The organism is Gulosibacter massiliensis (genome assembly GCF_900626105.1).
Lineage (GTDB): Bacteria > Actinomycetota > Actinomycetes > Actinomycetales > Microbacteriaceae > Gulosibacter > Gulosibacter sediminis.
The window spans coordinates 522,386-545,625 of the sequence record NZ_UYZX01000002.1 but is presented as its reverse complement, the minus strand read 5'-3'; the positions used below and the strand labels follow the sequence as shown (position 1 = coordinate 545,625).

The following is a 23,240-nucleotide window of genomic DNA, read 5'->3' as shown; positions in this document are numbered from 1 at the left end:
CAATGGTACCGCGTGACACGGCACCGCCCACTTCGAGCAATTTCGAACGTAAAGAAATTCACGGAAAAACCCTCGACAACTTGACAGCCACTTGTAATATGTCACATATTAATCAGCAAGCCGCCTGCTCACCCAGTGGCATGACGGCTCCGACTCCAGGCACACCACGACGACGTGAAGGAACCAAATGGACGGGCTATCAGGATTCATGGAGTCGCTCACGGGCGTACTCCAGACCATCGGCAATATCGGCTGGGAGTGGCTCGCATATCTTGCGCTCGCGCTCGGCCTGCTATTCACCATCGTTTTCAAGTTCACACAGGTCCGCCGCTTCCCCGACATGATCCGCCTCATCACGAGCGGCGGAAACAAGGACGAGGACGGCGGCGTCTCCTCTTTCCAGGCACTCTCGCTCACTCTCTCGAGCCGCGTCGGCGTCGGCGCGATCGCGGGCGTCGCGACCGCCATCGCGGCCGGCGGCCCCGGCGCCATCTTCTGGATGGCTGTGACCGGCCTGCTCGGCGCGGCCAGCTCCTACGCTGAGTCGGCCCTCGCCCAGGTGTACAAGCGTCGCATTGACGGCGAGCACCGAGGCGGCATTCCGTATTACATCTACCACGGCCTCAAGCTGCGCTGGCTCGCGGTCGTCGCGGCCCTCGTCGCGTTCCTCGCCTATGGCTTCCTCGTGCCGGGCATCCAGTCAAACAACATCTCGTCGAGCGTTGAGTACGCCTTCGGCGTCGAACCCTGGATCACCGCGACAATCGTGACCGTGCTGCTCGGCCTCGTGATCATCGGCGGCACGAAGCGGATCGTCAACGTCGCACAGCTCATCGTGCCGTTCATGGCAGCCGGCTACATCATCGTCGCGCTCGTCGTCATCTTCTGGAACTTCCAGGCGATCCCCGAGACCGTCGGCGTGATCCTCTCGAGCGCATTCGGCGCGCACGAAGTGTTCGGCGGCATCCTCGGCTTCGCAATCACTTGGGGCATCCGCCGCGCGATCTTCACCTCGGTCGCGGGCGTCGGTGAGGGCACATATGGCGCGGCCGCCGCCAAGGTCAGCCACCCCGGCAAGCAGGGCCTCGTGCAGGCCTTCTCGATCTACGTCGACGTGTTGTTCGTTTGCATGGCCACTGGCCTGCTCATCGTCGCGACCGACTCGTTCAACGTCATCACCCCCGCCGGCGAGCTGATCCACCAGGGCAGCATCCCGGCCGACCTCGTGACCGGCGGCGCGAATGCGCAGGCCGCGATTGACACCGTCTTCCCCGGCTTCGGTTCGGCATTCGTCGCCGTCGCAATCTTCCTGTTCGCCTTCACGAGCCAGGTCGCGTTCTACTACATCGCCTCGTCGAACCTCATCTTCCTCACGAAGGAGAAGGTGAACAACGCTGCCCTGTGGGTACTCAAGATCGGTTCGCTCGTCATCTCGTTCGTCGGCGGCGTGATCTCCGCCGACATGATGTGGGCCGCGGGCGACATCGGCTACGTCGTGCTCGGCTTCATCAACATGGCGAGCATCGTCCTGCTGCTGCCCGTCGTGCGGAAGGTCTACCGCGACTATGAACGACAGCGCAGGGCGGGCAAGGATCCGGTCTTCCACCCCGAGGACCACGGCATCACCGGCGCCGACTTCTGGCTGGCCCCGAGCGCCACGACCCCCATCCCGACCGAAGAGCGTCGGCACCTCACCAAGGAGCTGCAAGACGAGCTCGAGCAGGGCAAGGCCGGCTTGTCTGACCGCAAGCCAGGCGACAGCTAGCGACAACAACATTAGGGGGCTCGGATGCGTTGGCCAACGCATCCGAGCCCCTTACGTTTGTTCATCCGACTTGGCTACTCAGCCAACTCGGACTGCTGGCCGCGGTAGACGATGCCCGCGAGCACGAGGTCCTCCCACGACATTCCAACTCCGGTGTAGAGCGCGGGCTTGCCGGTCGTGCGCGTGAACTCCCCCCGCACCGCATCCCGGATGTTGCTCGGCTGCAGCTGCTCCCACTCGTCGAGGCTGCGCGCCGGAATGATGTTGCCGCCCTCGCGGAACATGCCGGCGCGGCTCTCGAGCATGACGTCAGACCGCCGCACGAGCTCGGCGTCGACCTCGCGGGCATCGAGCCCATGCTGCCCCACCGAGGCGACGAGCGCTCCCCCGCGCACGAGGCTGCCGTCGAACACCGGAGTGCTCGACGACGTCACCGTGATAATGACGTCGGCAGCGCGCACCGCGGGGTCGACGTCACCGCTCGCATCGGCTACGTCGATGCCTTCGGTGGCGAGAGTGTCGATCGCGGTCTGGATACGCTCGGGTCGACGGCCGACGACCTGGAATCGGGCGTCGGGCCACGCCCATTTCGCGGCACGGATGTGGTTGATGCCCTGGATGCCGACCCCGAACACGAGCACCGTGGGCGCCGCGGGCAATTCGTCACCCGCGGGCGCGGCGGCCGCAAGTGCGCGCAGCCCGGTGAGCGTGACCGCTGGCGTGCGTACGGCCGTCACCTCGATGCCGTCCATGACGCACAGGGGCGCGGAGGTGTCGGCGTCGTAGAGCAGATAAAGGCCCTGAATCTTCTCGAGCCCGCGTGCCGGGTTGTCGGGCGACACCGTCAGCACCTTCACCCCCATCACCTCGGGGGCGATCGCGGGCATGATCAAAAACTCGCCGTTGGGCGTGGGAGCAAAGATGCGGGGCCCATCCGCCTCCGGGTCAACGCCGCCGCGAAGGGCGGCTTCGACACCCTCGATCGCGACGTCCCAGGGAAGCGCTTCGCGCACATCCGGCCCCGAGACATAGGGAATGCTGCTCATCGTGAAATCTCTCCTTCGGTTGTTCTGACTGACTGCATCACACACCTCGCCGAACGACAAAACGGAACCCGCCAACCGAGGCGGTTGACGGGCTCCGAAAGGTCAAGCGGCAGGGCTTACTTGTACCCCTTGGCAAGCACGGCCTCGGTGTCGGCGATGATCTTCGCGCGCACCTCGTCGGCGAGCGGCAGGCGCGGCGGACGGCTGGGTCCGCCGTAGCGGCCCACAACATCCATCGACAGCTTGATCGACTCGACGAACTCGGTCTTCGTGTCCCAGCGCAGCAGCGGGTGGAGGTCGACGTACATCTCGCGGGCCTTCGCCCAATTCTCGGGCTTACCCGAGGTCGCGAGGCGGTAGAGCTCAACGGTGCTCTGCGGGATCGCGTTCGGGTAACCGGCAACCCAGCCGACGGCGCCGGCAATGCCAACCTCGAGCACCGAGTCGTCGGTGCCGATGAGGATGTCCATCTCGGGCGCGAGCTCCTTGATCTCGTACGAGCGGCGCGCGTCACCAGTGAACTCCTTGATGCCGACGATGAAGCCAGCTTCGTGGAGGCGAGCCACGAGGGCCGGCTTGAGGTCGACCTTCGTGTCCTGCGGGTTGTTGTAGGCGACGACCGGCAGGCCAGCCTTGGCGACCTCTTCGTAGTGCGCGAAGACCTGCTCGTCGTTGGCGCGGTACGTGTTCGGGGGCAGCTGCATCACGGCCTGGGCGCCGGCCTCAGCGGCCTGCTCGGCCCAGCGGCGGCTCTCCATGGAGCCGTAGGCACCGGTGCCGGCCATGACGACGAATCCCTCGGGAGCGGCGTCGATGGCAACCTCGACGACCTTTGCGCGCTCTTCCGCGGTGAGGTTCTGGTATTCACCGAGCGAGCCGTTCGGCGCGATGCCATCGCAACCGTTTTCGGCGAGGAACTGGACGTGCTCGGCAAACTTGTCGTAGTTCACCGAAAGGTCCTCGTTGAGGGGCAGCGCCGAAGCGACGAGCACTCCGTGCCATGGCTTCTTGTTCTCAGACATGTGGGTTCCTTTCCGAGCTGTCAAGGCGCGTGGCGACCATCGCTCAGTAATATATTACCTAACGCTTTGAATAATATATTACTGATCCGCTTTCCGCTACCCACAGCCAGAAATTGCAGAAAATGCCCGATCAACGGAGCAGGAGGGTGTGACCTCCTGGCCACACCCTCCTGCCTTAGTGTCGGTTCGACTACGCGAAGAGCAGGCTCGTGAGCCGCTGGCGAGCGCGCACGACGCGAGGCTCGTCAGCCCCGACGACGTCGAAGAGCTCGATGAGCCGTTCCCGCACGCGCGTCTTGTCATCGGCGTCGACCTTGGTGAACAGGCCGAGCAGCCGGTTGAACGCGTCGTCGACGTGCCCGCCCGAGAGGTCGAGGTCGGCGACGTCGAACTGCGCGTCGATGTCGCTCGGGTTCTCGGCCGCGGCCGATCGGATCTGTTCGAGTGTCTTGCCCTGCAATCGCTCGAGCAGGCTCACCTGCGCGAGGCCTACCTTGGCGTCGTCGTCGGCGGGCGAGTCCGCGAGCGCGCGCTCGTACGCCGCCTTCGCGGTGGCGATGTCTCCGCGCTCGAGCGCATCCTTCGCCTCCTGGTGCAGCGGGTGCAGCGGCGGCTCGGCTGGCGCAGCCTCTTCGGCGGCGTCCTCCCCCTCACCGGTGAGCTCGACGTAGCCCGTGAGTCCCTGCTGCGCGGCGACCGCGAGGACCTCGCTGATCACCTGCACGAGCTGGTCCTTCGGCGGGTTTCCCGCGAACAACGGCGCGGGGCGGCCACCGAGCAGCGCAAGCACCTGCGCCTGGTTGCCGAGCGTCGGATGCGCGTCGAGGTCGAGCCGCAGCAAGACCAGGCGGCCTTCCGCCGACCGCACGATTTCCGCGAGCACCGGCGAGAGCGCCTGCGAGTCGGGTGACGATGCCGAGTGCATCTCGACGAGCACCGGCATGCGCTGCGATAGCGCCGCAAACTGCTCGAGGTCGGCCTCGCCACCGTTCACGACCGCGTCCGGCAGCGAGAGCAGCGCCTCGCCCGCGGGCGGGCCGGCCTGCTGCTGCGGTTGCGCGGCGCCCGGTGCCTGGCCGAGGCCAGACAGATCAACGGCACCCTGCAGCGAAATCTCGGGCTGGGGTTGCGACGAGGCGGCGTTCGGCTGGGTCATTTACATCCTCCTACTCACTGAGCTCGCTGGCGCTGGTCATCGCCTGCGAGACTCCAAGGAACTGCACCTCGCCACCGGTCTCGGCTGAAGGCACGTAGAACAGCAGCTGATCGGTGTAGGTGCGAGTAAAACCGTACTCGGTTGTCTCGATACCCGACAACGCGGCAGTCGCACCCGACACGGTGATGCGTGCGCGGTCGTTCGCCGCGCTGACCGTCTCGATCTCGTTGATCGACACGGCGATGATCGCGCCGTCGTCGAGGCTCACCATGCCGAGAGGCGCGGTGTCGGTGCCCTCGTACTTGAACTCAACGTCGGTCGCCTCGGGGTCGAGTGCCTCGGTCTGCGCGTCGCGGTACTCCTGGTTCACCTGCGAGCGCAGGGTGTCGTTCTCGGCCGAGAACAGCGACGCGTACTGCGAGTCGCTGCCGTTGGCGATCACATCGGCGTACGCGCCCGCCAGGTCGCTTGGGGCAACGACGAGGTCGCCCGGCAGATCGCGGATGCTCGCCGAGCCGATGCTCGTCGGGGCAGACTCGGGCAGGCTCACGTTGGCCGCGAGCTGCGTCAGTGACGCGACCTTGAAGTTGTCACGAGCGGTGTCCTGGACGAGCATGACACCGAACGGCGCCTCCGAGGCGTCAGCGTTCGCGTTGACGACCACGAAGATCGTGCGCGGGAACTCGTCGGTCGACTCCGGCACGGCGTACACGACATCTCCGGTCGGGAACGCTGCCGGACTGGGCAGCTCGCTGTCAGCCTTCTTCGCCTTGTAGAGGGCAATGCGCTCGGCGAGGGCGTCGCCCTCGAACCGAGGCTCGAGCACCGATGCGTCGAGCTCGCCGTCGGCCTGGTTCGCGAGGTCTGCCGCCTCCGTCACAACGTTCTGAATCTGCTCCATGTTGAGTGCGGGCGGGTGTGCCCCCTCGTCGAGCAGGGCCGCGTCGACCGTCGACGTCGCGGTGCCAGTGGGCTGCAGCTCGGCGTTCGTCCACTCAGCGGGCCAGTACTGCGGCGCGCAACCGGCGAGGGTCAAGCCGACCACCATCGCGACGGGCGCAATGAGGAATGACCGCCGCGGCGCGCTCGAACGGTTGCGACCGCGCGGGCGGCGCCACTTCGAATCGTCGTCGGATGCGGGCGCCGCTGGCACTTCCGGCGCGGGCGCCGATTCGGGCTCGGGCTCGGGCTCGGGCTCAACCACCGGCTCCGACGCATCGCCGAGTTCGGCGGCGGTCCAAGTATCCGAAGATGCCTCGCTCGGCGGCGCGAACGCCGAGTTCGGCGCGTCGGCCAGCTCGGGCTCAACCGGCTCGACGGGTTCCGCAGTGTCCTCGACAACGGGGACTTCTTCGGTCGACGCTGCTACATCGGACGGCTCGTCGAAGGCTGTCGCTTCGACGGGGGGCTCTTCAACAGCCTCCACGACCGGCTCCGACGCAACCGGCTCCGTCACGACGGGCTCAGGCGATACCGGCACCGGCGCGGTCGCGGGCTCGACAGGGAACTCGATCGGCGCATCCTCGTCGACGACGAGCTCACCGCCGGCCGCGACGTTGTCGGCGCGAAGCTGCGCAGCCTCGGCAACCTCGTCGTCCCAGGGCACGACCGACCATTCACCATTCGCATCCGCGCCGGCGGCCGCGACCGCTGCCGAACGACCACGCTTGCGCGTCGCCGACGCGAGCTGACGCTTGACGCGGCGGCGGTGCGCGAGTGCCCACCACAGCAGTGCGAGTGCGAGCACAAACAGTACGGCGCCAATCACAAGCAGCGGACCCGACATCGGGGCGTAGCCACCGAGGGGCCAGGTCACCGAAACTGTCGAGGGCGCAGTATTGTCGCCGTCAGAGGTAATCAGCATCGAGTAGCCGGGCGCGACGACCGTGCTGAGCTGCACCGAGCCCTCGCCCTCGTGCTCCTCGTACCAAAGGTCGTTGCCGATGGGATTCGGCACCGTTTCCTCGGTGCCCGACTCGGTGAACTTCAAGCCGATGTGTTCGCGCGAGTGAGTCGAATCTTCGTCGAGCGTCACCTCGTCGTGCCGCGCGTCACCAACCCAGGCCTCGATGTCGCTCGTGCGACCGATGATCACGTTGATCGCGCCATCGCCCTCGATCCGGATGTCCTGCAGGCCGGCTCGTGACGAAAAGACGTCGTCGTTGATGACGATGACGGGAGCACCGCTGTCGGTGGTGCCGTCGGCAGTCACGGTCGTCGCCTGCGCGGCGCCAACGAATTGAATTCCTCCGACGACAAGCGCGACCACGCTCGCCACGAAGGCTACGGCCGCAAGGATGAAGCGCACGGAGAGGCTCCTCGGGTCTCGGATACACGGATAACGTTCGTTGCCCACTGCTTATCGGCAGCGTAGGTGCGCGGGCGGCATGGAGAGGGCACGCCACGCGCGAACTACCAGCAATCAGCAAACGGACAAGCGTCCAGCCTAGCGCATTCACCAATTTGTGACCCTATTGTTACCAGGCTTCGTTCAGGGCGAACGCTCGCGACGCGCATGAACTCGCACGAATCTGCAGAGCTCTCAACCGCGCCGCTCTAGACTTTCATCACGTCATGCTTGCTGGTTCGGGCCAGCACCCACTACTCCTTGGAGGATCACGCACGTGGAATCGTTCAACTTCACCACTGCAATGCGCGGCTACCAGCGCGAAGAGGTGGACCAGGCGCTGAACGACCTCCAGCAGCAGCTTTCGCAGGCGCAGGCCGCGTACGAGCGTGCCCAGCAGCGCACCACCGAGCTCGAGCAGCGCCTGAAGAAGACCGAAGCCGACCTCGCTGAAGCCGAGGCACCGAGTTACGCCGGGCTCGGCACCAAGCTCGCGGGGACGCTATCGACCGCCGAAGAGCAGGCAATGCGCATCGTTTCGGATGCGCAGCGCGAGTCGGAGAAGCTCGTGTCGGACGCCCGCAAGAACGCCGCGCGCATCCACGAAGACGCGAACGACTACGCCGAGCGCGTCACCCGCGAGGCCGACCAGTCGGCGCAGCGGGTCGCACAAGAGGCGCAGTCGTCGGCCGACCAGCTCGTCGAGAATGCCAAGCAGGAGGCCGAGCTCACGCGAATCAACCAGGAGCGCGAGATCGACTCCGTGAAGGACCAGGTCACGAGCGAGCTGCGTGAGCGTCGACACGCGGTCGACCGCGAGATCGAGGCGAACCGCGCCGACGTCGCGCAGGAGCTCGCGACGAAGCGCCAGCGTCAAGAGACCGAGCTGGCGGATGCGCTCGCCAAGTTCACCGAGCAGCAGCGCGAGTTCGAAGCGCACCGCTCGGCGACCGAGCAGGACCTCGAGGAGCGCCGCGAGGCTTTCGAGCGCGAGATGGTTGAGCGCCGCGGCGCGCTCGAGAACGAACTTTCGAAGCAGCGCGCCGAGCAGGAGAACGAGCTCGGTGAGGCCCGGGCGAAGTTCGCACGCGAAACGACGGCCGAGCGCGAGTCGCTCTCGGCTGAGGTTGCGCGTCAGCGCGCCGAACTCGCCGACTCGATTGAGGCGACGAAGTCGGCCCACCAGCGTGAGCTGGCGACGGCGCGCGAGAACCACATCCGCGAGCTCGAGCAGACCCGCGCCGAGGCCGAGGTGGCCGCGGCCGAGCTCGCCGGCATCCAGCGACGCGAACTCGAGGCCGAGCGCCTGCGCATCACTACCGAACTTGCCGAACTGCGCGAAACCACCATGCGCGAGCTGGCCGAGGCCCGCAGCACGCAGGAGGTCGAGCTCACGACCAAGCGCAACGAGTTCGAGCAGCAGCTCGTCGTCGCCGGCCGCAACGCCGAAGCCGCGGCGAAGCGCATGATCGACGAGGCCACTGAGCAGCTCGCCGACCTCAACCAGCGCAGCGAGCAGGTGCGGCGCGAGGCCGGCAAGATCACGGCGGATGCACGCAAGCGCGCCCAAGAGACCGTGCAGGCCGCCGAGCGCCAGGCCGCCAACCTGCTCGAGAACTCGAACAAGCAGGCCCGCGAGCGCGCTCGCGAGCTCGAGACCCGCACGCTCGCCGAGCAGCAGGCCGCTGAGCAGCGCCTCACAGCCGTGCGCGATGAGCGCGACCAGATCGAGGCCTACCTTGAGCAGATGCGCGAGCTCGTCGGCCGCATGCCGCTCATGTCGTCGAAGAACCAGGAGCCGCAGGCACCCGCGCAGGGCAACACCCAGAAGCAGGGCACTGGCACTAAGCAGAACTCTGCGCCGAAGACCGGCGCCCCGCGCTCGCAGAACGGCTAACGACGATGCGCATCGAGAATCCGTTCAAGATCGGTTTCCTCGCCACCCTCGGTGCGCTCATTGCGCTCACGCTCGGCGGCATGGTCGAGTCGCTGTCGACGGTGCTCACGTACATCGCGACGGCGCTCTTCCTCGCCCTCGGCTTTGACCCGGCGATCTCGTGGCTCGAGCGTCGCCGCTGGCCCCGCTGGGCCGCGGTGCTTGTGCTGATCGTCGGAGTCATCGTCGTCGCCGCGCTCGTGGTCTGGGCGATCGTGCCCTCGATCACGGCGCAGGTCAACGAGATTTCGACCCGGTACGGCGCGATCATCGGCGACATCGTCAACTCGAACGCCGTCGAGTGGCTCACCGTCACTTTCCCGGCGCTCGACGTGCAGGCGATGGTGGCGCAGGCCGCGTCGTGGCTGCAGGGCAACCTCGGCGCCATCACCGGTGGCGTCTTTCAGGTCGGTGTCGGCATCGTGAACGGTCTGTTTGCCACCATGATCGTGACGATCCTCACGATTTACTTCGTAGCGAGCCTTCCGAGCATCAAGCGGGCCTTCTACCAGCTCAGCCCGGCATCGTCGCGGCCGCGCGTCGCGGAGCTCTCAGAGCGCATCACGGGCTCGGTGGGTGCGTATGTGCTCGGCATGGTCACACTCGCGCTCGTCAATGGCGTGCTGACGTTCATCTTCTTGTCGATCGTCGGCGCGGCCATGCCAATGGTGTTCGCGGTCATCGCGTTCATCGGGTCGATGATTCCGATGATCGGTACGATCTCGGCCTCGGCAATCATCGTGCTCGCGCAGCTCCTGTTGCTCGAACCCGGCTCCCCCGTCTGGTGGATTGCCGCGATCTACTACGTCGTCTACATGCAGGTCGAGGCGTACATCCTTACCCCGCGCGTCATGTCGCGCGCAGTGCAGGTCCCCGGCGCCATCGTCGTCATCGCCGCCCTTACCGGTGGCACGCTCCTCGGCCTGCTCGGGGCACTCGTCGCGATCCCCGTCGCGGCCAGCTTGATGATCATCATCAAAGAGGTGCTCATCCCCCGCCAGAACGAGCGCTAGCCCCGCCCGCGGCAGTGCCGCGACGGGGCTAGTGCTAGGCGATGCGCCAGCAGTGGCTGTGCCAGTGACGGCGGTCGGCGATGGCAGCATCGTCACCCATGATGTTGTCGGCGCTGAACACGACAACGTGTGCCTGGCCAATGGGGATCTCGAGGTTGCAGCCGGGGCAGGTGTACACCTTGAGCGCTCGCTCGGCACTCACCTGTTGCACGGTGTACTCACGACCTCGCCGCGCCTCGGTGCGGCGAAGGCCGCCCCGGATGCGGTCGAGGTCGAGCGGGACGAACTCCCGGTCACGCCGGGAGTTGCGGCGCCCCATGTCGGCTTAGTACCAGTTGACGGACTGCGAGTGGCCCCACGCGGCGCACGGCGTGCCGTAGACATCCGAGATGTAGCTCAGGCCCCAGGCGATCTGCGTGCTCGGGTTAGTGGCCCAGTCGGAACCGGCGGTCGACATCTTGCTCCCCGGCAGTGCCTGCGGGATGCCGTAGGCACCCGATGCGTTTGCTGCAGTCGGGTTCCAGTTGGATTCCTTGGTCCACAAGCTGTCGAGGCATGCGAACTGGTCGGAGCCCCAGCCGTACTGCGACGAGGCCATCGATGCCGCGGTCTCTTTAATGGAGCCGGCGGACGGCGCGACGTAGTCGGCGCTTGCGCCCGAGGTGTCGGTCGACGTCGAGTCGTTCGTCGTGGTGTCTTCGGTCGTGGTGTCGGTGGTCGTCGTGTCTTCTTCGACGACCTCGGGCTCTGGCTCTGGCTCTGGCTCGGGCTCGAGTTCGACGGTGACGTCGCTTCGGCCCGAGGTGATCGACGTCGAGGTACCGGCGTCGTCGCCCTTGTCGGTGGAGTCGCCGGAAGTCGGCTGCTCCGAAACATAGCTCTGGGGGTTCGCCTTCGTGATGTCGGCCAGCGAAGGCTGGTACGACTCAGCGGCCTGCGTGGCAGCGGGCGCCGCGAGGAACGGCTGCGCGATACCCACTGCGGCGACTGCGGCCAGCGCGCATCCTGCGACCACCGAGGTGACCTTGCGGTTGCGACGCGACGAGCGAACTGCCCACGGCACGGCGGCTCGGGTTGACCCCGATCGCGTGATTTCCGTCATCTGCTGCTCTCCATTCGTAACTGGCACCCGTCTACGATAACGGATTGGTTACGAAGAGACAACGGAATGGTATAGCGCGTTCAGCTTGCGGTCAGGAATCGTTAGCGAATCGCGAGCATGACATCGACCACGGCGTCGATGAGCAGGTCGACCTGACCCTCTTCGTAGCCGCGACGCTTCGACGTGAACGCGACGCCCCGGGCCTCGCGCAGCGTCATCGACGCCTTGCCGCGAAGAAAGTCGTCAACGCGATTGCAGAACGACTCCACTTCATCCACCGAGTAGCCCCGCTGCAGCAGCGAGACGCGGCGGAAGCGGTCACCCGAGGGGCGCTCGAGTCGCTTCAGCACCGCGCGTGCGGCGTCCTTGATCTCGGCCATGTACTCGTCACGGCCGCGGTGCGCGATGCGCTCCTCATGCTCGCGCACGGCCACGGCGTCTTCGAGCCGCTCGAGCGCGGCATCGACGTGGGGTGCGGAGTACCCGCGCTTGCGCATGGTGAATGCGGTGTGGCGGATGCTCTTGGCCGTCAGGCGCTTGCCCTCAGAGCCATTGTCAAAGTTCTCGTACCGCTCACGGGCGACGCGCAGAGCCCGGTCGACCTCTTCAGGGTCATAACCGTACTCCCCTCGCGGGGCTCGGGGGAAAGGCGCCTCAGTCTTCATCATTGCTATTTTGCCTCAGCCGAGCCGCTGCGCAAACTCCATTAGCGGCGTTGACCAGAAATAGAGTGCAAACGCCATGGCTCCAGAGGGGATCATCGAGTCGACCCGGTCGAAAAACCCGCCATGTCCGGGGAGCCAGTTCGACATGTCCTTCACGCCGAGGTCGCGCTTGATCATCGATTCGGTGAGGTCGCCACAGACACCGGTCACGGTAAGCGCGACGCCCATGATGATGCCAAACCACCACGGCAGACCGAGCAGCAGCACGCAGGCCGCGATGGCGACGAGCGTGCCGAGCACAACACCGCCCGCGATGCCCTCCCAGGTCTTGCCCGGGCTGATGCGCGGCGCGAGCTTCGTGCGGCCCCACTGCAGGCCGGCTGCATAGCCGCCCGTGTCGACCGCGACCACGACCGCGATGAACGAGAGCACCCAGAACTCGCCGAGCGGCTGCGAGAGCAGCATCACGGTGAACGACGAGAGGAACGTCACGTAGAAGTGCACGAAGGCGGTCGATGACGCATCGATGGCGAGTTGCCGCTTCGAGGTCACGATGTGACCGCGCTGTAGGCGGTGGATGCCCGCTTCGACGAGCCGCCAGCCGACGACGAACATGACGCCGGCGAGGCACGCGACCCAGAACACCGAGGGCGGGAAGAAGTAGGCAATCGGCACGGTCGCGAGCGCGACGATGGTCGAGGGCACGCGCGGCACGCGACGACCCACGCGCCGCATGGCGATCGTGACTTCCATGACGACGAGCACGGCGATGGCCATGCCGAGCGGGATGAACAGCCGCTTGTCGATGAGCAGCGAGAGCAGCACGGCCCCGATGAGTACAACGGCGATGCCGATCGCGCTGAGCAGGTTTCGACCCGATCGTTCGTTGACCTGATCGTTGATGCGCCGCACCTGGCGACGGATGCGTGCCGCCTCGATTTCCAGGGAGCGCGACGCGGGCGGGGTAGCGCCTTGTTGCGCGTCCCGCCCGTCCTCGTGCTCGCTGGAGGTAGTAGGCACTAGACCTCGAGCAGGTCGGCTTCCTTGTTCTTGAATGCCTCGTCGACGCGGTCGACGTACGCCTTCGTGATCTTGTCGAGTTCCTTCTCGGCGCGGCCAACCTCATCCTCACCGAACTCGCTCTCGAGCGCGGAAAGGTCGGTCATGCCCTTGCGGCGGATGTTGCGCACGGCGACGCGCGCTTCCTCGGCCTTGTCGCGAGCAATCTTCACGTATTCTTGGCGGCGCTCCTTCGTGAGCTCCGGCATGGTGACACGGATGATCTGACCCTCGTTCGAGGGGGTCACACCGAGGTGCTGGGCAGCAACGATTGCCTTCTCGATGTCCTTCAGCGCGCCCTTGTCGTAGGGCGTAATGAGGAGCATGCGGGCTTCGGGCTGCTGGAGCGAAGCGAGCTGGCCGAGCGGGGTGGGGGTGCCGTAGTAGTCGACCAGGAGCTTGGTGAACAGCGCCGGGTTTGCGCGCCCGGTTCGGATGTTCCCGAACTCCTCATGGGCGTGCTCGAGCGCCTTTTCCATCTTCTCTTTGGTGTCGTCGAGGACGTCGGAGATCACAGGGGTTCCTTTCGGTGCGTATCAGCCCCATCCTACGCAGGGCTGAGATGCGGGCGGATGCCGCTAGCTGCGGAAGCTATTGGAGACGAGCGTGCCGATGTCGTCGCCGAGGATGGCACGCTCGATGTTGCCGTCGGGGCTCATGCCGAACACGCGCATGTCCATGCCGTTGTCCATGCAGAGGCTGAACGCGGTCGAGTCGACCACGCGCAGGCCGCGGCGGAGCGCATCCTGGTAGGAGATGCCGTGAATCATCTCTGCGGTTTCGTCGCGGTTCGGGTCGGCCGTGTAGACGCCGTCGACGCCGTTCTTTGCCACGAGGAGTACGTCGGCGTGCACCTCGAGGGCGCGCTGGGCAGCAACGGTGTCGGTCGAGAAATATGGCAGGCCGGCTCCCGCGCCGAACACGACGACACGGCCCTTCTCCATGTGGCGCTCGGCGCGCAACGGAATATAGGGCTCGGCGACCTGGCGCATCTCGATGGCTGACTGCACGCGGGCGCTCGCGCCGGCCTGCTCGAGGAAGTCCTGCAGCGCGAGGGCGTTCATCACGGTGCCGAGCATGCCCATGTAGTCGGCGCGCGAGCGGTCCATGCCCGCGTTGGCGAGCTGAGCACCGCGGAAGAAGTTGCCGCCACCAACAACGACGGCGATCTGGACCTTCTCGGCAGCGCGGGCGATCTCGTTCGAGATGCTCGTGAGTACCTCGGAGTCAACCCCGAGCTTGCCGCCTCCGAAGGCCTCTCCGGAGAGTTTGAGTAGAACGCGGCGAGGCTTGCTGACAGACGAGGTCATCTGGCTCCTTTGGGAGGCGAGGTCGATACGGGTCGAGGATCCACACTAGTGCGCCGAGGGCGGCCCATGCTGTGCATGGGCCGCCCTCGGCGTGAGTTGCGCGTATGCGCGGCGAGACTACTCGGCGTCGTCGCTTGCTTCGACGCCGGCGCCCACCTTGAGGCGCGCGAAGTCGACGATCGTCAGACCGGCCTGCTCGGCGATCTGCTTGACCGAGTGCTTCGGGTCGCGCGCGTACTCCTGCTCGTTGAGCACGATCTGCTTGAAGAACGCACCGAGGCGGCCTTCAACGATCTTCGGCAGCGCGGCCTCGGGCTTGCCCTCGGCGCGAGTGATGTCCTCGACGACCTTGCGCTCCTTGTCGATGTCCTCCTGGGGGACGTCCTCGCGGTTGAGGTACGACGGGTTCGCGAACGCAATGTGCTGCGCGATACCGTGCGCGGTCTCCTCGTCGCCACCGGCGTAACCGACGACAACGCCAACCTGCGGCGGGAGGTCCTTCGACGTGAGGTGCATGTAGATGTCGAACTGCTCGCCCTTGACGAGGCGAACGTTGCGCAGCTCGAACTTCTCACCGATTACCGCGGCAACAGCGTCGATGCGCTCTGCCACGGTCTCGCCGTCGGCGTCAGCCTTGAGCGCTTCCTCGGCGTTGGTCGCACCAGCGGCAGCGGCCGCGTTGAGCACGACGTCGGCGAGCGCGATGAACTTCTCACCCTTGGCGACGAAGTCGGTCTCGCAGTTGAGCTCGACGATGGTTGCGGTGCCGTTGCCGTTCGCCTTGGCGGCGATGAGGCCCTCGGCAGCCGAACGGTCAGCGCGCTTCGCGTTGCCCTTCGCGCCCTTGAGGCGGAGCAACTCGACGGCCTTCTCGAGGTCGCCGTTGGCTTCCTCGAGGGCCTTCTTGGTGTCGATGAGTCCGGTGCCGAGCTGCTCGCGCAGCGCCTTCACGTCAGCGATGGTGAAGTTTGCCATTGACTGAGTCTCCTCTTGGTTACTTGGTCTCGTCGGCGGTGGTAGCCGCAGCTTCTTCAGTCTGCGCGGCGTCGGTTGCCGGCTCCTGAACAGCCTCAGCGGCGGGGGCGGCGGCCTCTTCAGTCTTGGCCTCGCCCTGCTTAAGCAGCTCGAGCTCCCACTCAGCCAGCGGCTCAGCGGTCTCGCCAGCGCCCTCGGCGGGCTTCTGGTGGCGGGTCATGAGGCCCTCAGCGGCAGCGTCAGCAACGATGCGGGTGAGGAGGCCGACCGAACGGATCGCGTCGTCGTTGCCCGGAATCGGGTAGTCAACGTCGTCGGGGTCGCAGTTGGTGTCGAGGATCGCGACAACCGGGATGCCGAGCTTCTTGGCCTCGTCGATGGCGAGGTGCTCCTTGTTGGTGTCAACCACCCAGAGCGCCGAAGGCGTCCGCGACATGTTGCGGATACCACCGAGGGTCTTCTCCAGCTTGTCGCGCTCGCGACGCTGAATGAGGAGCTCCTTCTTGGTGTACCCGGTTGAGGTGTCCTCGAAGTCGACGAGGTCGAGCTCCTTGAGGCGGTTGAGGCGCTTCTGCACGGTCTGGAAGTTGGTGAGAAGGCCACCGAGCCAGCGCTGGTTGACGTAGGGCTGGTTCACGCGGAGCGCCTGCTCTGCGATAACTTCCTGCGCCTGCTTCTTGGTGCCGACGAAGAGCACCGAACCGCCGTGCGACACGGTCTCCTTGACGAAGTCGTAGGCCTTGTCGATGAAGGCGAGCGACTGCTGGAGGTCGAGGATGTAGATGCCCGAACGCTCGGTGAAGATGAAGCGCTTCATCTTCGGGTTCCAGCGGCGGGTCTGGTGACCGAAGTGGACACCTGCGTCAAGCAGCTGACGCATCGAGACGACTGCCATGGTCGTATCTCCTTGGGTAGGGCACACCTGAGGCGTGCGGTTTTGGTTACTACTGCCGCGTGGCGGCAATCCTGGTGTCCGGTCACAACTCCGCTCACCGATCAGGTGAGACCGTCGAAGTTGATCGCATAGTGGACACGCGAAGTCAGCCCGGTGACGGACTGCAATCGATAACTCTAGCGCGTTTTGCCCTTGCGCGGCACCCCGAGGCGCCTACCGCGCCGGCTGTGGATGAGCGGCTGTCCACCGGTCGTGCCCTTCGCCGGGCGGCGCGCGCGCAACCCGGCGACGCTGGGGCCATGATTTCACGACGCCGCGGGCCGCGCATCCTGGCCGCTCTTGCGCTGACCTGCCTGCTGTTCTCTGCGCTGTCGGCAGCCCCGGCAAGCGCCAGCGCGGTCTCGTCGCTCGTTTCGCCGGCGCGTTCCGCCGAGACGGATGCGCCGGTCGAGTCGGATGCGCCGGGCGACGCGATCTGGTCGTGGCCGGTGCAGCCTCGGCCCGAGATCAGTCGGCTGTTCGACCTCGAGCACCGGTACAGCGCGGGTCACCGCGGCATCGACCTCGCGGTGCCCGCGGGCACCGCCGTCTACTCGCCCGACGACGGCACGGTGCACTTCGTCGGCTGGGTCGTTGACCGCCCCCTGCTCTCGATTCAGCACGCGAACGGGATTCGCTCAACGTTCGAGCCGGTCGATGCGGCCGTCGCCGAGGGCGACGCGGTCACGCGGGGGCAACTCATCGGCCACGTCGCCGACTCCCCCGCGCACGAACCGTCGGGCGGGCTGCATCTTGGCGCCCGGCTTGGCGACGACTACCTCGACCCGCTCGCGCTGCTCGGCGAGGTGCCGCGCGCGATCCTCCTGCCCATCTCGCCGTAACTCCAGCCGATCTTCACCTGACACGAAAGGCCGCTCATGCCCACTCTTCCGTCCCCGCCGCCCGGCAGCCTCGCGCGCCGCGTGCCCCCGCCCGAATTCCCGTCGCCCCGCCTCCGCTTGGGGCTCGCGCTCGTGCTGCTCGCGGCGATCGTCGCACTGCTGATTCCCCTTGGCGTGCGTGCCGCCTCCGCCGCCGAACTTGGCGCCGGGTATTCCAATTCGAACGGCACCTTCATCGGCGCGATGCGCTACGACGACGAAAATGCCTACTGCATCGAACTCAGCAAGCCCCGGCCAGTCGGCAAGCCCACGCGCCCGCTCGGACGCGACGAGCCTGTGCCAGCTGCGGTTTCGTCACTCTCTGCCACCGAGCGTGCCCAACTGCACTGGGCGGTCAGCAACCCCGGCACCTCGAGCGACCCGACCGTGACAACCGCAGTGGCGATGCTCGTGTGGTCGGTCGCCGACGACAGGCACTATCCCGGCGACCAGCACTACCACGCGAAGATGCCACAGGCCACCGCTGCCGCGGTCGCCGAACAGCTCGAGCAACTTCGCGCCGAGCTCGCGAAGGTGCAGGTGATCGAGCGCCCCACAGCGGTGCAGGTTACGGTCGTGCGCCTCGATGATGGTGTTCACGTGCAAGTGCCGAAAGTGGGCACGGGCGTGCACGTGACGCTGTCGCTCGAAGCCGCAAGTGTCGACGGCGCCTCGGTCGTCGCACTCGATGGCGGGCGATCGCACGACCTCCTCGTCAAGCACGACACCCGCAAACCCGAGGTAATCGCCGACGTGAGCACCGCGCCCGCCGCGGGCTACGCGACCTCCGAGTTGCGTGTGCTCGTCACCGAGGGCCGGCAGTTGCTGATTCAGGCGAGCCAGGCCGCGTGGCCGCAAGCGAGCGACCGCCTCGGCATCGGCGTGATTACGAACAAGACCAGGGTGCCCGAGACGACCTCGCCCGCCCCAGGCGGTTCGACGACGAAGCCCTCGCTTGTTGGCAAACCGAGCACGGTAGCCCCAACCCCCACCGCCACACCCACGCCTGCGCCGACCCCCGCAGCGCCGGGCACACAGCCGCCCACGGCGACCCCAACCCCCACTCTGACTCCAGCTCCAACACCCACGAAGACGCCGGTGGCTCCCCCGGCGCCACCCGCGCCGGTCGAGACGCCAGCAACGCCGCCGACTGAAACTCCCACGGCGACGCCTACGGCAACACCAACACCGACAGCCACCCCGACGCCAACGCCAAGCGACGCACCGACAGGCTCGCCCATGCCGTCACCGACCGAGGTTCACGATGACGCGACAACGCCAGCGCCCGCACCCGAAGACGACACACCGCGGCTCGCCGAGACCGGCACGAAGCCGGGAATCTGGTTCGGTGTGGCCGGTGCCGGGCTCGCGCTGATCGGGCTCGGTGGTTGGTTCATCGCCCGCGACCGGCAGCGGCGCGAGGCGACGAGCTGGTAGCAGCGTTCGACTGACCCAGGCGGGTGCATCCCCTGCGCTTAGGCGCGAGGGTGCGCCCGCTTATAGGTCTCGCGGAGTCGCTCGGCTGAGACGTGCGTGTAGATCTGCGTCGTGCCGAGATCGGCGTGGCCGAGGTACTCCTGCACCCCGCGCAAGTCAGCGCCGCCGTCGAGCAGATGGGTCGCCGCCGTATGCCGGAACGTGTGGGGCCCCGACGGCCCCTGGCCCGGGGCGAGCTGTAAGAGTTGGCGGCTCAGCTCGTACACGCTGCGCGAGTTGAGGCGGCCCCCGCGGGCACCGAGAAAGAGCGCATCACCCGATGACTCGACCGCGAGCGCAGCGCGTCCTCGGTCGAGCCAGGCGTCGATGGCCCGGGCCGCTGGTTGTCCGTAGGGAATGACTCGTTCGACGTTGCCCTTGCCGATGACCCGCACGAGGCTCGCCGACGGGGTGAGCGAGTCGAGATTGAGGGCGCAGAGTTCAGAGACACGCATGCCTGTCGCGTAGAGCAGTTCGACGATCGCGAGGTCGCGAAGCGCGCTCGGCTCGTCTGAGTCGGCCCGGTCACGCAGCGACGCGAAGATGTCGTCCATCTGTCCCTCGCTGACGAGACGCGGCAGCGAGCGGCCCACCTTCGGCGACTTCAGCCGGCGGGCCACGTCGTCGCCGCGGCCAGTCGAGTGACACCAAGCGGTGAACCGACGAGCGACGGATGCGCGGCGCGCGATCGTCGCGGCGGCGTGCCCCTGCTCATTCTCGCGCCAGAGCCAGTCGCGAAAGTCCTCGAGCGTGAGTTCGCTCGTGTCAACCGGCCCCGCGGCCTCGACGGAGTCAGCGAAGCGAGTGAGGTCGCCGTGCGCGGCCCGGCAGGTGTTTGGCGACCGGCCAAACTCGCGGTCAAGTGCGAGGACGTAGTCCTCGATCGCCTCCCGGAGTTCTGCCATGCCGCCATCGTAGTTGTGGCGGCATGGCAGCCCGGGGCTAGGACACGCGCCGCCAGCCGGTGTCACTGAGGTCGGCGCGACCGAGCAGCTCGAGTTCCGCGAGACCGGCCCGGGTGTCGGTGAGGCTAAGGCCAGCGAGCGCCGCGAGCTCGGCTTCGCCGTTGCCGCGTCGGGGCCGAAGCGCGTCGAGCACCCGTACCGCCTCGTCGCTGAGCCGCGGTGAGAGTTCGACTACCTCGAGAAGCGGCACGTGGGAATCCGACGCACCGACTTGGTTCTCGCCGCCGGGAAACAGCCCACCATCGGAGCAGCCGAGGCGCCATAGCTCGACCGCATCGTCGCCCGAGCAGATCATGGTGGCGGCGCCCTCGCGGATCAGGCGGTGGCAGCCGACCGACGTCGCCGAGGTGATGGCGCCGGGCACCGCACCAAGCTCGCGGCCGAGCGCGCTCGCGTGGTTCGCGGTGTTCAGTGCACCGGAGCGCGCCCCGGCCTCGACGACGATGGTCGCAGGTGCGAGCGCCGCGATGAGTCGGTTACGCTGCAAAAATCGCCACTTGGTCGGCGCCTGGCCGCAGGGTGCCTCCGAGACGACGAGCCCGCCCTGGGCGAGCAACCGTTGAAATAGTTCGCTGTTGCCCGCCGGATACAAGCGGTCGACCCCGCCCGCGAGCACGGCGACGGTGTCGGCCTCGCTCGCGAGCGCGACGCGATGCGCCTGGGCGTCGATGCCGTAGGCACCGCCCGAGACGATCGACAGCCCGGCGCCGGCGGCCGCGACGACAAGTTCGCCGGTGACGTTGTTGCCGTACTCGGTGCTCGCCCGCGAGCCGACGACGGCGAGGTTGCGCGCATCCCGGTGCAGGGCGTCGAGCCGGCCGCGCGTCCAGAGCCCAACAGCCGTGTGCACGCCCAGATCGTCGACCTGCGTTGGCCAACTCGGGTCGCTCGGCACCAAGAACCGGGCGCCGACCTTGGTCGCCGCGCGCACGAGCGGCACGACGTGCTCGTAGGTAAGCCGGGGTCGCCAGCGGGCGATGGCGCCCGACCAGTTGCGCGAGCGGGCCTCGAGCGGGTCGGCCGCGTGCATCCGCTGCAGCACCATGTCGCTCCACCCCGCGATGAGGTCGAAGATGCACTCGACCCCGAGGGTGTCGCGCAGCACGCCGGCGTCGCCGTCACCCGGCTCGACGATGCAGCTCCAGCAGATGCGTGCCGTGATGTCGGCGAGGTCATCGTTCTGCGCGGAGCGGAGTTCGCGCACGAGCGGTGCAAGTCGGCGATAGGCATTGGACATAGGGGCTCCTTGACGTGCGATTACGCGTCGACCGACGACGCGACGCGGGTGCGGTAGAAGAGGGCCTCGGCGATATGGCCGCGGTCGGGGCGGGCCACGCCCGCGAGGTCGGCGAGGGTCCACGCGACGCGCTGCGCGCGGGCGTAACCGCGCATCGTGATCTGACCGCGGCTCAGCGCCTGGTCGAGCGGCTCGGAGGCACCCGGCTCGCAGCGCAGGCTCGCCTGCCGCAGCAGCGCGCCGTCGAGTTGCGCGTTCGCGCGCACGCCGAACGCGGCGAGACGATGCCGAGCCCTATCGCGGGCGGCGCGAACATCGGCCGCCGCCGATTCGGTAGTGACGCTGCCGCGCTCGCCAGCGGCAGCCAGTCGCGCCGTCGCGGTCGAGACGCGTTCGACGCGCAATTGCAGGTCGATGCGGTCGAGCAGCGGGCCGCTGAGCCGCTGCAAGTAGTTGCGCTGCATCGTCGGGGTGCAGTGGCACTCGAGCCCGCGCACTCCCGCGTTGCCGCAGGGGCACGGGTTCGCCGCGAGCACGAGTTGCGGGTTCGCCGGGTAGGTCACAGTGCTGCGCACGCGGTGAATCGTGATCGACCCCGACTCGAGCGGCTGTCGCAGCGAGTCGAGCACCCGGCGGGGAAACTCGGGGGCCTCGTCGAGAAACAGCACCCCGTGCGCCGCCAGCGAGAGCGCGCCGGGCTGGATGACGCCGGAGCCGCCTCCAATGAGCGCGACGGCCGAGGCGGTGTGGTGCGGCGCCTGCAGCGGCGGGCGACGGTCGAGCCGCTCGCCGAGCGGCAGGCCACGCAACGAGCGCAGCGCGGCCACCTCGATCGCGGCATCATCGTCGAGGTCGGGCAGTATGCCTGGAAGCCGCTCCGCGAGCATCGTTTTCCCTGAGCCCGGCGGCCCGATCATGGCGAGGTGGTGCCCGCCTGCCGCCGCGATTATGACCGCCCGCACCGCGCTGTCGTTACCGACGACGTCGGCGAGGTCTCCGACACCGCCCACCCCCTCGGCGGCCCCCGGCAGCAGAAACTCGCGCTCGGCGCTGGTGGGCGCCGCGAGCGCCTCCGAGTCGGCCCCGTAGTACTCGGCGAGTTCGGCGAGCGAGGCGACCGGTACGACACGGATGCCCTCGACGAGCTCGGCCTCGGCGCGCGCCGACGCGGGCACGAGGATCGCCTCAAAGCCGTGCTGCTTCGCCGCGTGCACCGCCGGCAGAATGCCCGCGACGGGTCGGATTGCCCCGGTGAGCGCGAGCTCACCGATGTGGGCATTACGGGCGGGTGCCTCGGCATCGATGACGCCGAGGCCAGCGAGCACCGCGCAGACGATCGGCAGATCGAAGCCAGCGCCATGCTTGCGCAGTTCGGCAGGCGCGAGGCTCACGGTGATGCGCTTCGGCGGCAGCGACTGCTTCGACGACTGCAGGGCGGCACGGATGCGGTGCTCGGCCTCGCCGATGGTCGCGTCGGGCAGACCGATGATGAGCAGCTTCGGCACGCCGGCCGCGACCTGCACATCGACCTGCACCGCGTCGCCGCGGAGCCCCGCGAGTGCGATGCCCCAGGCTCGGGCGTTGCGCGCCATCTACTCGCCCACCCCTTCGACGTGCAGCAGGCTCGAGCTCGCGAAGCGCGGCATGACGATCGACACCACGTCGAGGCGAATCGGTACAAATGGGCCAGGGTGCTCGTCGAGCCAGCGATACGCGACCCGCGTCATGCGCGCGATCTTCGTTGGGGTGATGGCGTCGAGCGGGTGCCCGCTACCGATCGAGCTGCGCGTCTTGACCTCGATAAAGACGAGGTACCCCTCGCCGCGCGCGACGATGTCGACCTCACCCGCGCTGCAGCGCCAATTGCGGTCGATGATCTCGAAGCCCGCGTCGGCGAGGTACTTCACGGCGAGGTCCTCGCCTTCGCGACCGAGCGTGATGTGCCGTGCCATGTGCGCCTCCCCAAACTGCGGTGAATGCAGTCATCTTGGAGAAGCGCGCTGGCGCACGCCCGGTCGTGGGCGCCAACGGTGGAAAGTCGCGCATCCACAGGCGTCGCGGGAGGCGCCGCGACACGCGCGCAAGGGCTGTGAGAAGGGCGAGAGTGCGGCGCCGATGTTCTGGGTCGAGCGCACGATGAGCAGCACCCTCATGATCTTCGCGTGGTTGGCAACGAGTCAGATTCGCGACGCGAGCACCACGATTCCCATGCCGCAGTCCCGAACCAAGCGACTTATCATTCGCGCACTGGCAGCGCCCAGAAGTGCCACGTCACCCGCTAGCATTTACACAATTTGTAATGTCTTTTCGCTGTCGATGTTGCATAAAGCACATGTCGGGTACCGTCTGCA

The 23,240-nt window shown here is 67.2% G+C and carries 21 protein-coding genes; 5 read left to right on the top strand and 16 right to left on the bottom strand.

The window, feature by feature from the left end; all coding sequences use genetic code 11:
• Positions 1-187 precede the first annotated feature (187 nt).
• Positions 188-1,765: an alanine/glycine:cation symporter family protein gene (locus tag EJL01_RS12320; RefSeq protein WP_125107921.1), complete on the top strand. Its 1,578-nt coding sequence runs from the start codon at positions 188-190 to the stop codon at positions 1,763-1,765.
• Positions 1,766-1,839: 74 nt separating this feature from the next.
• Here the strand turns inward: EJL01_RS12320 and EJL01_RS12315 are convergent, their stop codons facing one another.
• The 4 genes from EJL01_RS12315 to EJL01_RS12300 form a co-directional block, all read right to left on the bottom strand.
• Positions 1,840-2,811, bottom strand: a complete 972-nt coding sequence (locus EJL01_RS12315) for an ornithine cyclodeaminase family protein (RefSeq protein WP_125107920.1) — start codon at positions 2,809-2,811, stop codon at positions 1,840-1,842.
• Between the two features lie 116 nt (positions 2,812-2,927).
• Entirely contained in the window at positions 2,928-3,833 is a 906-nt protein-coding gene (locus EJL01_RS12310) for a dihydrodipicolinate synthase family protein (RefSeq protein ID WP_125107919.1), read from the bottom strand.
• A 190-nt stretch (positions 3,834-4,023) separates the two neighbouring features.
• Complete coding sequence (locus EJL01_RS12305) at positions 4,024-4,989, bottom strand: co-chaperone YbbN (RefSeq protein WP_125107918.1); 966 nt, start codon at positions 4,987-4,989, stop codon at positions 4,024-4,026.
• A 10-nt stretch (positions 4,990-4,999) separates the two neighbouring features.
• Entirely contained in the window at positions 5,000-7,297 is a 2,298-nt protein-coding gene (locus EJL01_RS12300; RefSeq protein WP_125107917.1) for a DUF8094 domain-containing protein, read from the bottom strand.
• Positions 7,298-7,613: 316 nt separating this feature from the next.
• On the opposite strand from EJL01_RS12300, the gene EJL01_RS12295 reads away from it, so the two are divergent.
• Both EJL01_RS12295 and EJL01_RS12290 read left to right on the top strand, forming a co-directional pair.
• A complete protein-coding gene (locus EJL01_RS12295) occupies positions 7,614-9,233 on the top strand; it encodes a DivIVA domain-containing protein (RefSeq protein ID WP_125107916.1) in 1,620 nt (539 codons plus the stop codon).
• A 5-nt stretch (positions 9,234-9,238) separates the two neighbouring features.
• The gene (locus tag EJL01_RS12290) at positions 9,239-10,285 is read left to right on the top strand and encodes an AI-2E family transporter (RefSeq protein WP_125107915.1); all 1,047 of its coding nucleotides are present in this window, start codon (positions 9,239-9,241) and stop codon (positions 10,283-10,285) included.
• A 34-nt stretch (positions 10,286-10,319) separates the two neighbouring features.
• Here the strand turns inward: EJL01_RS12290 and EJL01_RS12285 are convergent, their stop codons facing one another.
• The 8 genes from EJL01_RS12285 to rpsB all read right to left on the bottom strand — a co-directional run bounded on the left by EJL01_RS12285 (position 10,320) and on the right by rpsB (position 16,291).
• Complete coding sequence (locus EJL01_RS12285) at positions 10,320-10,604, bottom strand: hypothetical protein (protein ID WP_125107914.1); 285 nt, start codon at positions 10,602-10,604, stop codon at positions 10,320-10,322.
• Between the two features lie 6 nt (positions 10,605-10,610).
• Complete coding sequence (locus tag EJL01_RS12280) at positions 10,611-11,387, bottom strand: aggregation-promoting factor C-terminal-like domain-containing protein (RefSeq protein WP_125107913.1); 777 nt, start codon at positions 11,385-11,387, stop codon at positions 10,611-10,613.
• A gap of 101 nt (positions 11,388-11,488) precedes the next feature.
• Complete coding sequence (locus EJL01_RS12275; RefSeq protein WP_125107912.1) at positions 11,489-12,055, bottom strand: DivIVA domain-containing protein; 567 nt, start codon at positions 12,053-12,055, stop codon at positions 11,489-11,491.
• A gap of 12 nt (positions 12,056-12,067) precedes the next feature.
• Positions 12,068-13,072, bottom strand: coding sequence for a phosphatidate cytidylyltransferase (locus EJL01_RS12270; RefSeq protein ID WP_164509823.1), 1,005 nt, complete (start codon positions 13,070-13,072; stop codon positions 12,068-12,070).
• On the bottom strand, positions 13,072-13,626 hold the full coding sequence (gene frr, locus EJL01_RS12265) for a ribosome recycling factor (RefSeq protein WP_125107910.1): 555 nt from the start codon (positions 13,624-13,626) through the stop codon (positions 13,072-13,074). The genes EJL01_RS12270 and frr overlap by 1 nt, the downstream gene beginning before the upstream one ends.
• 63 nt (positions 13,627-13,689) lie before the next feature.
• A complete protein-coding gene (pyrH, locus tag EJL01_RS12260) occupies positions 13,690-14,421 on the bottom strand; it encodes a UMP kinase (RefSeq protein ID WP_125107909.1) in 732 nt (243 codons plus the stop codon).
• A gap of 117 nt (positions 14,422-14,538) precedes the next feature.
• Positions 14,539-15,396, bottom strand: coding sequence for a translation elongation factor Ts (gene tsf / locus EJL01_RS12255; RefSeq protein ID WP_125107908.1), 858 nt, complete (start codon positions 15,394-15,396; stop codon positions 14,539-14,541).
• A gap of 19 nt (positions 15,397-15,415) precedes the next feature.
• Positions 15,416-16,291, bottom strand: a complete 876-nt coding sequence (gene rpsB / locus EJL01_RS12250) for a 30S ribosomal protein S2 (RefSeq protein WP_125107907.1) — start codon at positions 16,289-16,291, stop codon at positions 15,416-15,418.
• Positions 16,292-16,590: 299 nt separating this feature from the next.
• Here rpsB and EJL01_RS12245 point away from each other — a divergent pair, with 299 nt between their 5' ends.
• Together EJL01_RS12245 and EJL01_RS12240 are read left to right on the top strand one after the other, a co-directional pair.
• Positions 16,591-17,172 carry a M23 family metallopeptidase gene (locus EJL01_RS12245; RefSeq protein ID WP_125107906.1) on the top strand — a complete coding sequence of 194 codons (582 nt, stop codon included), beginning with the start codon at positions 16,591-16,593 and terminating at the stop codon, positions 17,170-17,172.
• A 36-nt stretch (positions 17,173-17,208) separates the two neighbouring features.
• Entirely contained in the window at positions 17,209-18,648 is a 1,440-nt protein-coding gene (locus tag EJL01_RS12240) for an LPXTG cell wall anchor domain-containing protein (RefSeq protein ID WP_125107905.1), read from the top strand.
• A 38-nt stretch (positions 18,649-18,686) separates the two neighbouring features.
• Here EJL01_RS12240 and EJL01_RS12235 read toward each other — a convergent pair whose 3' ends face one another.
• The 4 genes from EJL01_RS12235 to EJL01_RS12220 are packed head-to-tail and all read right to left on the bottom strand — an operon-like array spanning position 18,687 to position 22,841.
• The gene (locus tag EJL01_RS12235) at positions 18,687-19,592 is read right to left on the bottom strand and encodes a tyrosine recombinase XerC (protein WP_125107904.1); all 906 of its coding nucleotides are present in this window, start codon (positions 19,590-19,592) and stop codon (positions 18,687-18,689) included.
• A 37-nt stretch (positions 19,593-19,629) separates the two neighbouring features.
• Entirely contained in the window at positions 19,630-20,889 is a 1,260-nt protein-coding gene (gene dprA, locus EJL01_RS12230) for a DNA-processing protein DprA (RefSeq protein WP_125107903.1), read from the bottom strand.
• Positions 20,890-20,909: 20 nt separating this feature from the next.
• Positions 20,910-22,481 carry a YifB family Mg chelatase-like AAA ATPase gene (locus EJL01_RS12225; RefSeq protein WP_125107902.1) on the bottom strand — a complete coding sequence of 524 codons (1,572 nt, stop codon included), beginning with the start codon at positions 22,479-22,481 and terminating at the stop codon, positions 20,910-20,912.
• Positions 22,482-22,841: a YraN family protein gene (locus tag EJL01_RS12220; RefSeq protein ID WP_125107901.1), complete on the bottom strand. Its 360-nt coding sequence runs from the start codon at positions 22,839-22,841 to the stop codon at positions 22,482-22,484.
• Between the last annotated feature and the right edge of the window lie 399 nt (positions 22,842-23,240).